General features: G+C 74.3%; 16 protein-coding genes. 4 read left to right on the forward strand and 12 right to left on the reverse strand.

Going from position 1 to position 16241, the window contains the following annotated elements; translation table 11 throughout:
- Positions 1 to 34: 34 nt before the first annotated feature.
- The 6 genes from ACFVTF_RS09905 to ACFVTF_RS09930 form a co-directional block, all read right to left on the reverse strand.
- On the reverse strand, positions 35 to 625 hold the full coding sequence (locus ACFVTF_RS09905; protein ID WP_387811477.1) for a hypothetical protein: 591 nt from the start codon (positions 623 to 625) through the stop codon (positions 35 to 37).
- Positions 622 to 2022 carry a hypothetical protein gene (locus tag ACFVTF_RS09910; RefSeq protein ID WP_387811480.1) on the reverse strand — a complete coding sequence of 467 codons (1401 nt, stop codon included), beginning with the start codon at positions 2020 to 2022 and terminating at the stop codon, positions 622 to 624. The genes ACFVTF_RS09905 and ACFVTF_RS09910 overlap by 4 nt, the downstream gene beginning before the upstream one ends.
- A complete protein-coding gene (locus tag ACFVTF_RS09915) occupies positions 2019 to 2831 on the reverse strand; it encodes an ABC transporter ATP-binding protein (RefSeq protein ID WP_387811483.1) in 813 nt (270 codons plus the stop codon). The genes ACFVTF_RS09910 and ACFVTF_RS09915 overlap by 4 nt, the downstream gene beginning before the upstream one ends.
- A 32-nt stretch (positions 2832 to 2863) precedes the next feature.
- The gene (locus ACFVTF_RS09920; protein WP_387811486.1) at positions 2864 to 3691 is read right to left on the reverse strand and encodes an anti-sigma factor; all 828 of its coding nucleotides are present in this window, start codon (positions 3689 to 3691) and stop codon (positions 2864 to 2866) included.
- Positions 3688 to 4248, reverse strand: coding sequence for an RNA polymerase sigma factor (locus ACFVTF_RS09925; RefSeq protein ID WP_350884320.1), 561 nt, complete (start codon positions 4246 to 4248; stop codon positions 3688 to 3690). The genes ACFVTF_RS09920 and ACFVTF_RS09925 overlap by 4 nt, the downstream gene beginning before the upstream one ends.
- A 153-nt stretch (positions 4249 to 4401) precedes the next feature.
- On the reverse strand, positions 4402 to 4917 hold the full coding sequence (locus ACFVTF_RS09930; RefSeq protein WP_387811491.1) for a hypothetical protein: 516 nt from the start codon (positions 4915 to 4917) through the stop codon (positions 4402 to 4404).
- A 64-nt stretch (positions 4918 to 4981) separates the two neighbouring features.
- Between ACFVTF_RS09930 and ACFVTF_RS09935 the strand changes: the two genes are divergently transcribed.
- The 3 genes from ACFVTF_RS09935 to ACFVTF_RS09945 all read left to right on the forward strand — a co-directional run bounded on the left by ACFVTF_RS09935 (position 4982) and on the right by ACFVTF_RS09945 (position 7544).
- Positions 4982 to 5509: a GNAT family N-acetyltransferase gene (locus ACFVTF_RS09935; protein ID WP_387811494.1), complete on the forward strand. Its 528-nt coding sequence runs from the start codon at positions 4982 to 4984 to the stop codon at positions 5507 to 5509.
- Positions 5510 to 5595: 86 nt separating this feature from the next.
- Positions 5596 to 6831, forward strand: a complete 1236-nt coding sequence (locus ACFVTF_RS09940) for a sensor histidine kinase (RefSeq protein WP_387811497.1) — start codon at positions 5596 to 5598, stop codon at positions 6829 to 6831.
- Positions 6828 to 7544 carry a response regulator gene (locus tag ACFVTF_RS09945; protein ID WP_387811500.1) on the forward strand — a complete coding sequence of 239 codons (717 nt, stop codon included), beginning with the start codon at positions 6828 to 6830 and terminating at the stop codon, positions 7542 to 7544. Before ACFVTF_RS09940 ends, ACFVTF_RS09945 begins: the two co-directional genes overlap by 4 nt.
- Before the next feature lie 31 nt (positions 7545 to 7575).
- Here the strand turns inward: ACFVTF_RS09945 and ACFVTF_RS09950 are convergent, their stop codons facing one another.
- Entirely contained in the window at positions 7576 to 8205 is a 630-nt protein-coding gene (locus ACFVTF_RS09950) for a dienelactone hydrolase family protein (RefSeq protein WP_363618886.1), read from the reverse strand.
- Positions 8206 to 8345: 140 nt separating this feature from the next.
- Here ACFVTF_RS09950 and ACFVTF_RS09955 point away from each other — a divergent pair, with 140 nt between their 5' ends.
- On the forward strand, positions 8346 to 10049 hold the full coding sequence (locus ACFVTF_RS09955) for an alkaline phosphatase D family protein (protein ID WP_387811698.1): 1704 nt from the start codon (positions 8346 to 8348) through the stop codon (positions 10047 to 10049).
- 71 nt (positions 10050 to 10120) lie between these two features.
- Here the strand turns inward: ACFVTF_RS09955 and ACFVTF_RS09960 are convergent, their stop codons facing one another.
- The 5 genes from ACFVTF_RS09960 to lspA all read right to left on the reverse strand — a co-directional run bounded on the left by ACFVTF_RS09960 (position 10121) and on the right by lspA (position 16036).
- Positions 10121 to 10990, reverse strand: coding sequence for an ABC transporter permease (locus ACFVTF_RS09960; protein ID WP_387811503.1), 870 nt, complete (start codon positions 10988 to 10990; stop codon positions 10121 to 10123).
- 44 nt (positions 10991 to 11034) lie between these two features.
- Positions 11035 to 13839, reverse strand: coding sequence for an alpha/beta fold hydrolase (locus ACFVTF_RS09965; RefSeq protein WP_387811506.1), 2805 nt, complete (start codon positions 13837 to 13839; stop codon positions 11035 to 11037).
- 156 nt (positions 13840 to 13995) lie between these two features.
- Entirely contained in the window at positions 13996 to 14457 is a 462-nt protein-coding gene (locus tag ACFVTF_RS09970; protein WP_363618884.1) for a GNAT family N-acetyltransferase, read from the reverse strand.
- 1 nt (position 14458) lies between these two features.
- Entirely contained in the window at positions 14459 to 15397 is a 939-nt protein-coding gene (locus ACFVTF_RS09975; protein ID WP_371516652.1) for an RluA family pseudouridine synthase, read from the reverse strand.
- 60 nt (positions 15398 to 15457) lie between these two features.
- Positions 15458 to 16036, reverse strand: a complete 579-nt coding sequence (gene lspA, locus ACFVTF_RS09980; protein WP_387811511.1) for a signal peptidase II — start codon at positions 16034 to 16036, stop codon at positions 15458 to 15460.
- Positions 16037 to 16241: the final 205 nt, after the last annotated feature.

Here is a 16241-nt window from a genome sequence, read left to right on the forward strand (position 1 = left end):
TCACAGTGGGGAAGCGGGGCGCGGGGCGGGCCCGTTACCTGCGCGGCCCCGCCAGGGCGTAGGCCCCGGCGCCGATCACCAGCAGGGCCACCGCGGTCCAGGTCGACGCCTCCGTGCCAGCGGGGTAGGACATCCAACCGAACGCCTTCCCCACGGTGTTGGGCGGCAGCGGCGGGGAGAGGACGGCGAACGCGAGCCACGCGGTCGGCAGGGTCCAGGCGAGCTGCGCCCCGCACACCACCGCCCCGAACGCGGCCAGGCCGGCCAGGCCTGCGGCGTCCCGCACGACGACCTCGGTGGGGGCGAACCTCGGCCCCAGCGCCTGGACCGCCAGCATCGCCGCTCCCGCGACCACGCCGATCAGCAGCGCGTGCGCCGCCCGGCGGGGCACCCACCGGATCGCGGCCGTCCTGTCCAGTGCGGAGTCCTGCCCGCCGAGCCCGACGGAGCCGGCCGCCACGCTCGTGGCGAGCACGAAGTACACGATCGGGTTGACCGCGTCCTCCTCCATCACACCCGTGCTGCCGCCCCGGTTGAAGACCCACACCACCAGCGCGGTGATCGCGACCGCGGCGGCCGACGTGGACACCTGCCGTGAACGCGCGTACAGCATCAGCCACCTCATCGCGCCACGCCCCCGGCCAGCTTCGTGACCTGCTTGTACGCCTGGCAGGAGAGAGCGGCGGCGTGCAGCTCGACGATCCGCGCGCGCTGCTCGGCCGGCGGCAGCGCCATCAGCTTCTGCCACGCGAGATCGGCCTCCGCCCAGGTCTCCAGCGCGTACGAGTTGGAGCCCTTCTCCTGCAGCGGCTGGAGCTGGGTGTCGTGGAGGGCCCAGCTCACGGCGATGCTCTGGGCAGGGATGTCGTGGCTCCCCCCGCCCTCCTTGTCGTTGTCCGGGTAGCAGCTCGGCGCCAGGCCCCTGGCGATCAGCGCGCGGGTCAGCTTCTCGCCCTTCGCGTCGGCGAGCATCCGGTCGCCGAAGTCGACCAGCAGCACGTCCGCGGAGAGTTCGCGCGCCTCGGCGAGCTCGTGCAGCGCGCTGTCCTCCCGCACCGAGGCCGGCGCCTTGTCGCCCAGGGCGTCGCGCAGCACGGGCATCGCCTCCTTGCTGCGCTGCGCGAGCTCGGCCAGGCGTGAACGGCTCGCCTCTGTCACGCACACCGGCCCGTCGCACACCAGTGCCGCGGCGGCCTTGTCGACGACGTAGGTGTCGCGCGCGGCGGCCGGGAGGACCAGCAGGGCCAGGCCCAGACCGGCCAGGACGGGAGTCACCGCGAGCAACCGGGCCCGGCGGGTCGCGGCCGCCAGCAGCGCGAAGCCGGTGGCGAGCAGGCCGAGCAGCCAGAGCGTCTGGCCGAGGTGGACGGAGCCGGACAGGGTCAGCAGCATCTGCCGCGGCTCCACGGTCGCCGGGGACAGCTGGGTGAACCGGTTCGACACCCCGCCCGTCGGCACCAACCCCTCATTGTTCATGCGCAGGAACAGGCCCGTCCCCACGAAGACGATCACCACCAGGGCCGGCGGGGTGAGGGTGGAGGGCAGCGCCCGCGCGACGCCCATGCCGAACACGGCGCCCGCGACCAGGGCCAGTGCCGCCACCAGCGAGATCGGCAGCCAGCCGAGGGACGCGTAGGTGGTCGGACCGGCCGCCACCTGGGCTCCGCCCACCAGCACCAGCAGACCGAAGCCCACCGCCGCCGCGAGCCCGATCGCACCGGCCGGCAGCGCCGCACGGCGCCAGGCCGGCAGCGACGTGGTCGTCAGCAGCTCGGTCATCCGCGAGCGGGATTCGCGCAGCCCGTACACCGCCCCGATGCCGATCACGAACGGCCACCAGAAGGCCAGCAGGGACCGGGTCCACATGGCCATGGTGGTCCACTGGGCCGTCCACGCCGCGGTGCCGTGCCACCAGAACGCGTCGAACGGGAAGAAGACCGCCAGGCTGCCGGCCAGGACGACGATGCCGGCCCACGGGGCGGCGGAGCGCCTCAGCTCCGTCCGCAGCACACGTCCGTTCACCAGGCGCTCCCCTGCTGGCCGGAGTTGCGGAGCAGCGCCGAGTAGCCGCGCTCCAGGGGGCTGTCGCCCGGGTGGTCGGCGGTGCCCGCCGCACCGAGCTCGTCCGGCGTGCCCTGGAAGACGAGGCGGCCGTCGGCGAAGAGCACCACGTCGGAGCAGGCGGCCGCGACGTCCTCGACCAGGTGGGTGGAGACGACCACGCAGGTGTCGCGGCCCAGGTCCTGCAGCAGCTCGCGGAAGCGCAGCCGCTGCGCCGGGTCCAGGCCGGCCGTCGGCTCGTCCAGCAGCAGCACCGCGGGGGAGTTGACGATGGCCTGGGCGATGCCGGCCCGCCGCACCATGCCGCCGGACAGGGTCTTCATCCGGTGGTCGGCGCGGTCCGCCAGGCCCACCCGTTCCACGGCCCGCTGGACGGCCCCGGGGATGTCCGCCTTCGGCACCTCCTTCAACCAGGCCATGTACTCGACGAACTCGCGCACCGTGAAGCGCTTGTAGTAGCCGAAGTCCTGCGGCAGGTAGCCGATCTGGCGGCGCAGGGCCCGGTGGTCGCCCACCCTGCCCCCCAGGGGGGTGCCGAGCATCTCCAGCTCGCCCTCGGTGGGGCGCAGCACGGTGGCCAGCGTCCGGATCAGGGTGGTCTTGCCCGCCCCGTTGGGCCCGAGGAGCCCGTGGGCACCGATGCCCAGGGAGAGGTCGAGCCCGTCGACGGCCATCTTGCTCCGTCCGACGCGTACCCTCAGGCCGCTGGCCCGGATCTCCCAGGCGTAGGTCTTCGGCGCGGTGTCGGCCGCGCTCGCCGTATAGGTCATGCGATGGTCCCTTTCCAGGGTGGACATGGGTTTCACAGCGTTGAGTACGCGTCCCTGCGAGTGATCACGGCGCAGACGCCGAGCGTGAGGAGCAGCCCCCACACGGGCAACTGGTCGCGGTGGAAGGCGAGTTCGAGGACGGCGGGGATGCGGCCGGTGACGAAGGCGGGTACCACGACGGCAGCGCCCCACACGGACGCCAGCCCCACGGCGGCGCGGGTCACGCCGATCACGCTGCCCAGCGCCAGGGCGGTGGAGGTGAAGGCCAGGGAGGGCAGCAGCCACTGCCCGGCCGTCATGTTCCCGGTCAGCCATCCCCCCAGCAGGAGCCCGGGCACGACCACCACGAGGACCGCGGTGGTGCGCCTGAGCAGCAGGGCCAGGCCGGCCCGGGCGGTCGAGGCGGTCAGTTCGTGCGCCGGGTCCAGTCCGCGCGACCACGATGCGGCGACACCGCACAGCGGCAGCACCGGCGCGATCAGCGCCACCATCGAGGAGCCGCCGAAGACCTTCGCCGGCGCGGCCACGTCCAGCAGCAGCGCCATCAGGGTGACGACGGCGGTCATCGCCATCCACGGGGTCATGGCCGGGGTCAGCCAGGCCGACACCCAGGTCGGGCGGTGCCGCCGCCGGGGTGCCCCGACGGCCGCGTCCAACTGCGCGTCCAGACCGGCCCGGACGGTGTCGACGAGCGCGGCGACGCCGGGCGCCTCGGTGGCCACGGAGGCCGCCAGCAGGCTCCGGCACGGCGCGCACGTCTCCAGGTGGGCTTCCAGCGCCCACACCGTGTCCGCGGCCATCGCCGTGTCACCACGCGCGTAGTCGTCGATCAGCCGCCTCGACGCGTGTTCCGCGTTCATGCCAGCGCCTCCCGCATCGCGATCCGGGCCCGGCGGGCACGGGTCTTGACCGTGCCTTCGGGCAGTCTGAGCAGGACGGCGGTCTCCCGGACGGAGAGCCCGTCGAGCACCGTCGCCTGCAGTACGTCTCGGAGTTCCGGCGCCAGCCGCCGCAGGGCGTCGCCCACGTCGCCGCCGACGGTCCCGGCGAGCGCCTCCTCCTCCGCCGCGGGCACCACGGCCCGCTCGGCGGCGGCGGCCGGCGGTTCGGCGTGGTGGGCGCGGCGGCGGAAGGCGTCGACGAGGCGGCGCGCCGCGATCGTCCACAGCCACCCGACGGCCGTCCCGCCGACGGCGCTCCCGGCGAACGCGCCGGCCGCGCGCCACACCGCCAGGTAGGTCTCCTGCATGACCTCGGCGACGATCTGCTCGTCCGCGCAGCGGCGGCGCAGCCGCACCGCCAGCCACGGCGACGTGCGCCGGTACAGCTCGTCGAACGCCGCGCGGTCACTTCTGGCGATCAGCCGGACGAGGCGTTCCTCGTCCAGCTCGTCCAGTGCTCTCCTGCGTGATCTCACACCAGCCAGACGCCCGCGACCGCGCGCAGGTTCTGCGTTCGGCGTGACCTGCGTCACATGAAAGCAGCGCAGGAAGTCGGCCTGTCCGACTTCCTGCGCTGCGGCGACCTCGATGCCCGGATCAGGCACCTGCGGTGGCCAGGTCCTGGCGCTCTACCGCTCCTCCGCTGCCCGCGCCAGCAGCGCGATCTCGGCCGCCACCGCCTCCGGCTCGGCCGCGACGCTGACGTGGGCGACGCCGTCCAGCCCGGGGTGCGCGCCGACCCGCACCGCCCGCTCGGCGTTGCGCAGCAGGTCGAAGTCGTTGATGTCGTTGCCGAAGGCCGCGTACGCGCCGATGCCCATCGACGTCAGCGCCTCCCACTTCGTCGTCGAACCGGGCGCGAAGTCGATGATCGCCTCGTCGAGGTGGTGGTTCACCATCAGCCCGAGCCCCCGGCCGGCCTCGGCGAGTGCTGCCATGTCCGACGCCTCGACGACCAGGAACTTCACCACCTCGGGCAGCTCGGCCAGCTCCACCCGGCTCGCCAGGCCGCCCTGGTCGACGCGGCCCCGGATCGGGTGGTCCACCGGCCCGGTGTACGCGTAGTCCCAGGGCCCGTCCGCGAGGTAGCCCGCGATGTGATCCCCACGACGCCGCCCCGACACCCGTTCGACCGCGATCGCCACCGGTGCTCCGGCCTCGCGAAAACCGCTTGCCGGGCGGGCGGCGGCCCCCGTACCGTCGCCCGGCGTGACCCCGACCCTGCGTACCCGGCGCCTGCTGCTCGACCCGTACGTCCTCGCGGACGAAGAGGACTTCGTGGCGCTGTTCCAGAACCGGCAGGTGTCCCGCTGGATGGGCGACGGCCCGCAGTCCGAGGCCGAGGACCGGGCCCTGTTCGGCCGCGTCTTCACCCAGGTCTACGCCTCGAACCGGTTCGACGTCTGGGCCGTCCGGCAGGGCGGCCGCCTCGTCGGGCACGCCGAGATCAAGCCCACCACCGTGGTCGAGGGCTTCGAGATCGTCTACGCGCTGGCCCCGGAGGCGTGGGGCCGCGGCCTGGGCACCGAACTGGCGGCCGCGATCGTCGACTACGGCTTCACCGCCCTGGGGCTGACCGAGGTGCACGCGACGGTCGCCGACGCCAACCTCGCTTCGCTGGCGCTGCTGGGCAGGATCGGCTTCCGGCACGTCCGCGACATCGCGGAGGACGACGGCAGCACGACCCGCCTGCTCACCCGGGGCCGCGCCGATGCCGCCGGGGCCGCCTCGCCGTAGCTCTCCCGCCGGAGCCGGACGGCCCGACCGAACGCTCCCCCGATCGGGGGAGGCCCCCCATGAGCTGCGCCGCGATACTGGTGATCATGATCAGGGGAATCCGGCCGCTGCTGCGCGGCTCCACGTACTCGGGTGTGCTGTTCGCCTTCCTCGGCGCACTGGCGAGCCTGCCGCTGCTGCCGTTCGCGATGCTGCCGGCGATGGCCTGGCCGTCCGCCCCCTACCTCGCGCAGGCGGTGCTCACCCTGCTGGTCTGGGCGGCGCTGCTCGCCGTGGTCGGGCTGGCCCGCACCACCCGGCGGGTGCTGACCAGCGGTGCCCGCCGACTGCTCAGGGTGCCGCTGCCGGATCCGGCGCCCGGCACCCTGCCGGCGGACCTCCCCGGCACCGACCGCTGGCGCACCCCGCTCTGGCTGCTGCTGCACGTGGCCCTGGGCTGGGTGGGGGGCCTGGTCAGCCTCGTCCTGCTCGGCGCGGCCGTGGCCCTACCGGGCGGCTGGGTCTCCGGTGACGCCCGGCTGAGCTGGCCCGGCCGGTCGGTGCAGGTGACGGGCGTCTGGAGCTGGGTGGTGGCGGCGGCCTGCCTGCTGCTGGCGCCGGTGGTGTGCGCGGCGGTGGCGAGCGCCCTGCGCGCTCTGGCGCCGAAGCTGCTGGGGCCGTCGGCGGCCGAGCGGCTGGCGATGGCGGCGCACCGGGAACGACAGCTGGCCGAACGCAACCGGCTGGCCCACGAGTTGCACGACTCGATCGGGCACACCCTGACGGCGGCCACGATCCAGGCGGCGGTGGCGGGCGAGGTGCTCTCCGCCGACCCGGTGGCGGCTCGGGCCGCCATGCGCAGCATCGAGGAGTCGACCCGGGCCGCCCTGGAGGACCTGGACTACGTACTGGGCGCGCTGCGCGAGGAGGAGTCGGGGGCGGCCCCGGCCCGCACCTTGGCCGACCTGCCGGAGCTGCTGGACCGGCTGCGGCACGCCGGCGCGGTGGTGGAGCCGGAGCTGTCCGGCGAGCTGGCGCAGGTGCAGGGGACGCTCTCCCGGGCGGCGTACCGGATCCTCCAGGAGGGGCTGACGAACGCGCTGCGGCACGGAGCCGGCGGCCCGATCGAGGTCCGGGTGGCGGCCGGGCCGGACACCCTGGAGCTCAGCGTCGTCAACCGGACCGGGACGGGCCCGCGCCAGGGCGCCTTCCCGACGTCCGGCCACGGCCTGCCGGGCCTGACCGAGCGGGTCCGGCTGCTGCACGGCGAGATCGAGGCCGGGCCGGATGGGCCCCGGGCCTGGCGGCTGGCCGTGCAGCTGCCCGTACGGTTGTCGGCATGACCGGCCCCGACCCCACCGACGCCGCGCCCGACGACCGGAGCAACGCCCCGGGCAACGCCCCCGTCACCCTCCTGATCGCGGACGACGACGAGGTGACCCGCAGCGGCCTGCGCACCCTGCTCTCGGTGCAGCCGGGGATCACGGTGGTCGGCGAGGCGGCCGACGGCGTCGCCGCGGTCGAGCAGGCGCAGCGGCTTCGGCCGGACGTCGTCCTGATGGACGTACGGATGCCGCGCCGCAACGGGATCGAGGCCACCCGGCAGCTGCTGGCCGAGTCGGCCGCGCCGCCGAAGGTCGTGGTGATCACCACCTTCGAGAACGACGGCTACGTCACCGCCGCGCTCAGCGCGGGGGCGAGCGGATTCGTGCTGAAGCGGCTTCCGGTGCGGCAGATCGCGGAGGCGGTGCGGGTGGCGGCGGCCGGGGAGGCGATCCTCTTCCCGGCGGCGCTGCGCCGGATGGTCTCCGCCCGCCCGCTGGACTCCGCCGAGGCGCTGCCCCGGGCGGCGTTGACGGTGCGGGAGGAGGAGGTGCTGCGGTCGATGGCCACGGGCCAGTCCAACCCGGAGATCGCGGAGTCGCTCAGGGTGAGCCTGGAGACGGTGAAGACGCACGTCGGGAACGTGCTGACCAAGCTCGGCGCGCAGAACCGGACCCACGCCGTGGTGATCGCGTACGAGTCCGGCCTGGTGGTGCCGGGGCTCGCCGGCTGACCGGCCGCCCCGACGCCCCCTCGCCTCCCGGTCAGGAATCCAGCTCGCCGAGGAAGTCCAGCGCGATGGCCCAGGCCCGCTCCGCCGCCTCGGCGTCGTAGTCGGCCAGCTCGGTGTCGGTGAACAGGTGCCCGGCGCCCCGGTAGCGGTGCACCTCGACGTCGGCCCCGGCCCGCCGCATCCCCAGGTACCAGGCGTTCAGCCAGTCCTCGGTCTCGAACGGGTCCGGCTCGGCGACGTGCAGTTGTACCGGGATCTCGGTGGCCGCGTCCTCGCGCAGGTCGGAGGTGCCGTGCAGGAGCAGCAGGCCGCGGGCCTTGTCGTCGGCGAGGGCGAGGTTCTGCGCGAGCGAGCCGCCGAGCGAGAAGCCCGCGTAGACCAGGCCGCCGTCCGACAGCGGAGCGGCGGCGGTGACGGCACGGCGCAGCAGTTCCTCGCTGCCGCCGACCTCCTCCTGGTACGCCAGTCCGGCCTCGATGTCGTCGAAGGTCCGCCCGTCGTACAGGTCCGGGGTGTGCACGGTGTGCCCGGCGGCGCGCAGCCGGTCGGCGGCGGCGTGGACGGCGGGGCGCAGCCCGAGGGCGGAGTGGAAGAGGACGATCTGGGCCACGGTCGGGGTCCTTCGGCAGCTGAGGGCGGGTACTCCCCCATGATCCCGCATGTTCCGGCGACCCGACTTCCCCGGCCCGCCGGCCCCGGGCAACCACGCGCGCCCGCTTCACAACAGGTCGTCAGTTCACCTGATTTACCTACGCTTTACCAACGGGTAACCTTCCGGACGTGAACGATCTTGTCCATGACATGACCCCCGCCCACCCGCGCCGCCGCCAGGTCCTGAAGGCGGGCGCGCTGGCCGCCGGCGCGACCGCCGCCCTCCCGATCGCCCTCCCCACCCCCGCCGAAGCCGCCGAGCCGGCCCAGGCCGCCCAGGCCGCCCAAACCGCACAGGGCCCCGAAGCCGCCCCCCGCTTCCTGCACGGCATAGCCTCCGGCGACCCCCTCCCCGACGGCGTCCTGCTCTGGACCAGGGTGACGCCCCGCCCCGAGGCCCTCCCCGGCTCGGGCCTCGGCCCCGACACCGAGGTCCGCTGGGAGCTGGCCGCCGACCAGGCCTTCACCCGCGTCGTCGCGAGCGGCACGGTGACCGCCACCGCCGCCGCCGACCACACCGTCAAGGCCGACGTCCGCGGCCTGACCCCGGACACCCCCTACTGGTACCGCTTCACCGCCACCACCACCGCCGGTACCGGCAACGCCGTCTCCCCCACCGGCCGCACCCGCACCACCCCCGCCACCGACGCCGCCCTCTCCCGGCTGCGGTTCGGCGTCGCCTCCTGCGCCAACTGGGAGGGCGGCTACTTCTCCGCCTACCGCCACCTCGCCGCCCGCGGCGACCTGGACGCCTTCCTCTTCCTCGGCGACTACATCTACGAGTACAGGACCGGCGAGTTCTGCGCCCGCGGCACGGTCGTGCGCCCGCACGCCCCCACCCACGAGATCCTCACCCTCGCCGACTACCGCACCAGGCACGGCCAGTACAAGACCGACGACGACCTCCAGGCCCTGCACGCCAAGCTCCCGACGATCGCGATCTGGGACGACCACGAGTTCGCCAACGACGCCTGGTCCGGCGGCGCCGAGAACCACACCCCGGGCACCGAGGGCGCCTGGGCCGACCGGATGGCCGCCGCCAAGCAGGCCTACTTCGAGTGGATGCCGGTCCGGCCCTCGATCGCCGGCACCACCTACCGCCGCCTGCGCTACGGCAAGCTCGCCGACCTGCACCTGATGGACCAGCGCTCGTTCCGCTCCCAGCAGGCGAAGACGGGCAGCGGCGCCGTCGACTCGGCCGACCGCACCCTCACCGGCCGCGCCCAACTGGACTGGCTCAAGGCCGGGTTGTCCGCCTCCGACACCACCTGGCGGCTGATCGGCAACGAGGTGATGATCTCCCCGGTCGCCTTCCTCTCGCTGCCCGACTACCTGCTGCGCCCGCTGGCCAAGCTGCTCGGCCTGCCCGGCGAGGGCGTGGCGGTCAACCCCGACCAGTGGGACGGCTACACCCACGACCGCCGCGAACTGCTCGGCCACCTCAAGGCGAACGGCATCACCAACACCGTCTTCCTGACCGGCGACATCCACTCCGCCTGGGCCGCCGACGTCCCGAACGAGGCCGCCACCTACCCGCTGTCCGGCAGCGTCGCCACCGAGTTCGTGGTCACCTCGGTGACCTCCGACAACGTCGACGACCTGCTGAAGGTCGCCCCGCAGACCGTCTCACTGGCGGCCGGCACCGCGATCAGGACGGCCAACCCGCACGTCAAGTGGGTCGACCTGGACTCGCACGGCTACGGGGTCCTGGACATCACGCCCGAGCAGACCCAGATGGACTACTACGTCCTCTCCGACCGCACCCGCAAGGACGCGACCAGCAGCTGGACCCGCTCCTACCGCACCCGCACCGGCACCCAGCGGATCGAGCGCGCGAACGCCCCGATCGCCTGACCCCGCCCCGGGCCCCACGACTGTCACCCGGGCCCGCCGCACCCACGCGGCGGGCCCGCAGCACGACGGCCCTACGACACCACGTCCTTGCGCGCGAACCCCCGGAAGGCCAGCGCGAGCAGCACCGCCGCGTACGACAGCGACAGCGAGACGCCCTGCACCATGCCGCCCCACTCCAACTGCGGCTGCAGGGCGTCCGCCCAGGCGTACTGCCAGTGCGCGGGCAGCCACTCCCGCAGGCCCCCCAGCGCCGTGACGGCGTCCAGCACCCCGGTGATGATCGACGCGAACACCGCCCCGCCGACGGCGCCCAGCGGCGCGTCCGTCGCCGTGGAGAGCCAGAACGCCAGCGCGGCGATCACGATCTCGGCGAGGAACACGTAGGCCGCCGCGACGGCCAGCCGGGGCAGCGCCTCCCCGGCCGAAAGGCTGGCCCCGGTGGGCAGCTTGAGGTCCCCCCAGCCGTACGCGGCGGTGCCGACCAGCAGCCCGATCAGCGGCAGCATCGCCACCGCCACCGCCGAGAACGCCAGCCCGACCGCGAACTTGCGGGCCAGCAGCCGGGCCCGGGGCACCGGCGCGGCCAGCAGGTAGCGCAGCGAGGACCAGCTCGCCTCGGAGGCGACCGTGTCGCCGCAGAACAGCGCCACCGGGATGACCAGCAGGAAGCCGGTGCCCACGAACAGCATGGTGGCGGCGAAGTTGGGCCCGGACGCGGTGGCCAGGTCGATGAAGGTGGTCCGGTCGGGGCGGCTCGGGGTGCCGCCGATCTGGAACGCGGCCAGCATCACGAACGGCAGGGCGGCCAGCACCGCGCCGATCACCAGGGTGCGGCGGCGCCGCAGTTGGCGCATCGCCTCCACCCGCAGCGGCAGCGTCCGGCCCGCCCGGTACCCCTCGGCGTGGTCCGCCGACACGACGCCGCTCACATCACCACTCACATCGCCGCTCACGTCACTGCTCGCCCCACCGCTCACGCCACCGCTCACGCCGCACCTCCGATCAACGACAGGAACGCGTCCTCCAGCCGCCGCTGCGGCCCGGCGCTCTCCACCGGCACGCCGAGGCGCACCAGTTCGGCCAGCAGTTCGTGCGCCGCCAACCCGTCCAGGCGCACCAGCAGCCCGCCCTCGACGGCCTCCGCCGAACCGACCCCGGCCAGCCCGCCCACCTTCTCGACGACCGACCCGGGCTCGTACCCGGCGGGCACGCCGAGGAACAGCAGCTCGCCCGCGCCGACGATCTCGCCGACGGCTCCGGTGGTGATCAGCCGCCCGCGGTCCATCACCACCAGGTCCGTGCAGCTCTGCTCGACCTCGGCGAGCAGGTGGCTGGAGACGATGACGGTACGGCCGGCGGCGGCGTACCGGATCATCACCTCGCGCATCTCGCGGATCTGCGGCGGGTCGAGCCCGTTGGTCGGCTCGTCGAGGATCAGCAGGTCCGGCATGCCGAGCATGGCCTGCGCGATGGCGAGCCGCTGCCGCATGCCCTGCGAGTAGGTCCGCACCGCGCGGTCGAGCGCCTCGCCGAGACCGGCGATGGCCAGCGCCTCGTCGAAGCGGGCGTCCTCCTCCGGCCGGCCGGTGGCCTGCCAGTACAGCCGCAGGTTGGCCCGGCCGGTGAGGTGCGGCAGGAAGCCCGCGCCCTCGACGAAGGCGCCGACCCGGGAGAGCACCGGTGCGCCGGGGCGCACCAGGTGGCCGAAGATCCGGATCTCGCCCGCGTCGGGCCGGATCAGGCCCATCAGCATCCGCAGCGTGGTGGTCTTGCCGGCGCCGTTGGGCCCGAGCAGGCCGAGCACCTGCCCCTGCTCCACCCGGAAGCCCAACTCCCGCACCGCGTAACGGTCCTGAACGCCCTTGTAGCGCTTGCTCAGGCCGGTGATCTGCAACGGCACCCCGGCCAGCGCCGGATCGTACGCCGGCCCGTCGCCCGCCCCCCGCCGACGGCGGCGCAGCAGCCGGGGCGACAGCACCAGGCCGAGCGCCACCACGACGGCCGCCAGCGGCAGCAGCCAGGTGCGCGCGGGCAGCGGCGTGGCCTCGGTGACGAGTCCGTCGTCGGTCGGCACGGTGAGCGCCCCGGCCGGCGCGACCCGGTAGGTGGCGGGCTCGACGGGCGAGGCGTACGCGAGGTCGGTGGCGGCCAGGACGAGCCGCAGCCGGTGCCCGGCGGCGAAGGTGTGGTCGACGGCGGGCAGCGCGACCGTGACGGTGCGGCCCGCGTCGGCGCCGGTGACCCGCAGCGGGGCGGCGAGCTGCTGCGGGAGCACGGACTTGCCGTCCGGGCCCACGTCGTACAGCTTGGCGAAGAGCACCGCGTCCGGCCGGTCGGCGTGCACCTGGACGGGCACGGTGGGCTGCCCGGTCAGGTGCAGCGGCTGGTCCAGCGGCGCGGAGTCGAAGGCGGCGTGCTGGCCGGGGAAGTCGAGCGACAGCCCGGCGCCCAGCGAGGCCGCCTGGCTGAGCGCGCCGATCCCGGGCAGCGTCGAGATCCCGGGCGGGGCGCCGCCGGGCGGGTTGGCGATGGTCTGCTCGCCGCCGGCCAGTTCGACGCCGTGGGAGCCGGTTCCGCCCAGGCCCGGGTAGCGGTCGGCGGAGGCGCCGCGCAGCACGGCCTGGAAGCCGGTGGAGTCGACGCCCCCGGTGCGGGTGACGCGGAACGCGGGGCCGGTGTCGTCGCCCCGCCCCTTCAGGTAGTGGTCGAACCAGGCGGTGACCCGGTCGTCGACCCGGGCGCTGGTGTCGGTGCCGCCGTCGTGCCCGCCGGCGAACCAGTCCACCGCGACGGGCGCGCCGTTGGCCGCGACGGCCCGGGCGATCCGGTCGCCCTGGTCGAGCGGGAACAGCGAGTCCTGCTGGCCCTGCACGACCAGGGTGGGCGCCTTGAGCTGCGCGGCCACCGAGGACGGGCTGGAGCGGTCCAGCAGCGCGACGGCCTCCGGGTCGGCGTGCCCGGCGGTGGCGACCCGGTCGTACATCTGGCAGAGCGACTCCAGGAACCGCCCGCAGCCGACCGGCTCGCCCGCGGCGTCGCCGCCCTGCCCCGACCCGCCCTGCCCGGCCCCGCCGCCGCGCGGCGCGCCGCCGGAGGGCCCGAGGTCGCCGGCCGCGCCGGTGGTGAAGAAGATCCCGGCCCAGAGCTTCTTGAACACCCCGTCGACGGCGCCCGAGCCCTGCACGCCCTGCGGGAACAGCGCGTCGGCCAGGTTCCACCAGGTGATCTGGGTGGCCACCGCGTCGATCCGGTGGTCGTACGCGGAGGCCAGCAGCGAGACGGCGCCGCCGTACGAGGCGCCGGTGATGCCGACCCGGGGGTCGCCGGGCCCGTCGAGCTGCACCTCGGGCCGCTGGGCCAGCCAGTCCACCAGGTGCTTGACGTCCTCGACCTCGCGGTCGGGCGCGTTGAGGCCGATCTTCCCGCCCGAGTGCCCGAAGCCGCGCGCCGACCAGGTCAGCACCGCGTAGCCCTGCCGGGCCAGCTGCTGGGCGCGTTCGCGCTCGCCGTCCTTGGAGCCGCCGAAGCCGTGCGCGAGCAGGACCGCCGGGCGCGGGGTGCTGCCGGTGGTGAAGAAGGAGGTGTCCACCTGGACCTGCTGGTCGCTGCCGGGGGTCTCCGGCATGGCGAGGAAACGGTCCTCCTGATGGACCGCCGGCTCACCGCCGGACGCCACCGTCGCCGTACCGACCCCGGCCACCACCACCAGGGCCACCGCACCGGCCACCACCCTGCGCCGCACCGTCGTACCCCGGCTGCGCCACCGGCGCCAAGCCCCACCGAACTCCATGGGGGCTGATCGTATCCGCCCCCCGGGTAGGCGTCCGATAAGGCCACCGCCGAAGCCGCCGCTTCCGCCCCGTTCACCCCGTTGCGCCCCGGTACGGCACGGGACGACGAAGATCCCCGCACCCCACCAGGGGTACGGGGATCCGCAGGAGGCGCCCTACAGCACCCGCGTCATCGTCCGGTGCGGTATCCCCGCGTCCTCGTACACCGGGCCCTCGGCCGCGTACCCCAGCCGCTCGTAGAACCCCAGCGCCCGCACCTGCGCGTGCAGCTCCACCTCGACGGCCCCGCGGTCGAGCCCGGCCGCCTCGATCGCCCGCACCAGCTGGGCCCCGAGCCCGGTCCCCCGGGCCGCCGACACCACCGCGAGGCGTCCGAGCAGCACCCGGCCCTCGACGCCCCCGGTGAGCTTCAGCGCCTGCTCCCCGAAGATCAGCCGTCCGGTCCCGAGCGCGGTCCCGTCCGCCGCCACGGCCAGCAGGTGCACCGAGGTCGCGTCGTACTCGTCGTACTCCAGCTCCTCCGGCACGTTCTGCTCGACGATGAACACCTCGCGCCGCACGTCCCGCACCAGCGCCAGGTCCGCGGCGCCCGCCGCGGTCCGGATGGCCGCCGTCATCTCAGCTTTCCGACGAGATGATGTCGAGCGCCTTGCGCAGGTCGGGCGAGTACTCGCTGGAGAACTCGACCCACTGCCCGTCCGCCGGGTGCTCGAAGCCGAGCGACACGGCGTGCAGCCACTGCCGGGTCAGCCCGAGCCGCTTGGCCAGCGTCGGGTCGGCGCCGTAGGTCAGGTCGCCCACGCAGGGGTGGCGCAGCGCGGACATGTGCACCCGGATCTGGTGGGTGCGCCCGGTCTCCAGCTTGATGTCGAGCAGCGAGGCCGAGCGGTAGGCCTCGATCAGGTCGTAGTGGGTGACGGACGGCTTGCCGTCCTTGGTCACGGCCCACTTCCAGTCCGAGCTGGGGTGCCGCCCGATCGGGGCGTCCACGGTGCCGCTCAGCGGGTCCGGGTGCCCCTGCACGAGGGCGTGGTAGCGCTTCTCGGTGATCCGGTCGTGGAACTGCCGCTTGAGGTCGGTGTACGCGCGCTCGGACTTGGCGACGACCATCAGCCCGGAGGTGCCGACGTCCAGCCGGTGCACGACGCCCTGGCGCTCGGCGGCGCCGGAGGTGGAGATCCGGTACCCGGCCGCGGCGAGCCCGCCGATGACGGTGGTGCCGGTCCAGCCGGGGCTGGGGTGGGCGGCGACGCCGACCGGCTTGTCGACGAGCACGATGTCCTCGTCGTCGTGGATGATCCGCATGCCCTCGACCGGCTCGGCGATGATCCGCACGGGGGCGGCGGGGGCCGGGATCTCGACCTCCAGCCAGGAGCCTGCGGTCACCCGGTCCGACTTTCCGGCCACGGCGCCGTCGAGCGTCACCTTGCCCTCGGCGGCCAACTCGGCGGCCTTCGTCCGGGAGAAGCCGAACATCCGGGCGAGGGCGGCATCGAGGCGCTCGCCCTCCAGGCCGTCGGGTACGGGGAGGCTGCGGATCTGCGCTGCGGTACTCACCCGTACGAGTATGCCGGAACCGCGGCCCTCCGCCGCCCGCCCGACCGCCCGGGGCCCCTGCTACTCGCTCTTGCCGCCCTGCTGGTGGACGGTGCCGTCCGGGTTGCTGCCCCGGAAGGAGAGCAGCACCACGAGGATCCCGCCGCAGACGATCGCCGAGTCGGCGAGGTTGAAGACGGCGAAGTGCTGGACGGAGATGAAGTCGACGACGTGCCCGCGGAAGACGCCCGGCGAGCGGAACAGCCGGTCGGTGAGGTTGCCCAGGGCCCCGCCGAGCAGCAGCCCGAGCGCGATCGCCCAGGGCAGGCTGTACAGCCGGCGGGCGATCCGCCAGATCACCACGATGACGGCCGAGGCGATCATCGTGAAGACGACGGTCAGCGCCTGCCCCATGCCGAAGGCGGCGCCGGAGTTGCGGATGACCTGGAAGGTGACGACGTCCCCGATCACCTTGATCGCCGCGTGGTTCTCCAGCCGGGCCACGACCAGCAGCTTGCTGCCGAGGTCGATCAGGAAGGCGAGCAGCGCGATGACCATCAGCACGCCGACCCGCCGACGGCCCTTCGGCGCCTCCGCCGCGGCCGGGGCGGTCGCCTCGGCGGGCTCAGCAGGCTCCGCGGGCTCGGTGGACTCGGCCACGGCCACCTCCACGGCTTCGGCGGGGGTCGGGACGGCGTCGTCCCGCGTCTGGGGGGAACCTTGCGTACTGATGATCCGCTCCGCTGCCGGTGGAGCTCCCCCGGTTGGAGGTGGGGGAGAGGGTGGGCCCGTGGTCGCCGTACCGGACACCTCCGAACCGGAGGTGTCCCGAGGAATCAGGCGACGTTACGGGGTCGAGCGTACG

Source organism: Kitasatospora sp. NPDC057940, assembly GCF_042887425.1.
Lineage (GTDB): Bacteria > Actinomycetota > Actinomycetes > Streptomycetales > Streptomycetaceae > Kitasatospora.

Coding starts and splice junctions, on each gene's coding strand:
- ACFVTF_RS09905 (WP_387811477.1), bottom strand. CDS start 625: ATGAGGTGGCTGATGCTGTACGCGCGTTCACGGCAGGTGTCCACGTCG.
- ACFVTF_RS09950 (WP_363618886.1), bottom strand. CDS start 8,205: ATGCGGGATCATGGGGGAGTACCCGCCCTCAGCTGCCGAAGGACCCCG.
- ACFVTF_RS09915 (WP_387811483.1), bottom strand. CDS start 2,831: ATGACCTATACGGCGAGCGCGGCCGACACCGCGCCGAAGACCTACGCC.
- ACFVTF_RS09955 (WP_387811698.1), top strand. CDS start 8,346: ATGACCCCCGCCCACCCGCGCCGCCGCCAGGTCCTGAAGGCGGGCGCG.
- ACFVTF_RS09965 (WP_387811506.1), bottom strand. CDS start 13,839: ATGGAGTTCGGTGGGGCTTGGCGCCGGTGGCGCAGCCGGGGTACGACG.
- ACFVTF_RS09970 (WP_363618884.1), bottom strand. CDS start 14,457: ATGACGGCGGCCATCCGGACCGCGGCGGGCGCCGCGGACCTGGCGCTG.
- ACFVTF_RS09945 (WP_387811500.1), top strand. CDS start 6,828: ATGACCGGCCCCGACCCCACCGACGCCGCGCCCGACGACCGGAGCAAC.
- ACFVTF_RS09920 (WP_387811486.1), bottom strand. CDS start 3,691: ATGAACGCGGAACACGCGTCGAGGCGGCTGATCGACGACTACGCGCGT.
- ACFVTF_RS09940 (WP_387811497.1), top strand. CDS start 5,596: ATGATCAGGGGAATCCGGCCGCTGCTGCGCGGCTCCACGTACTCGGGT.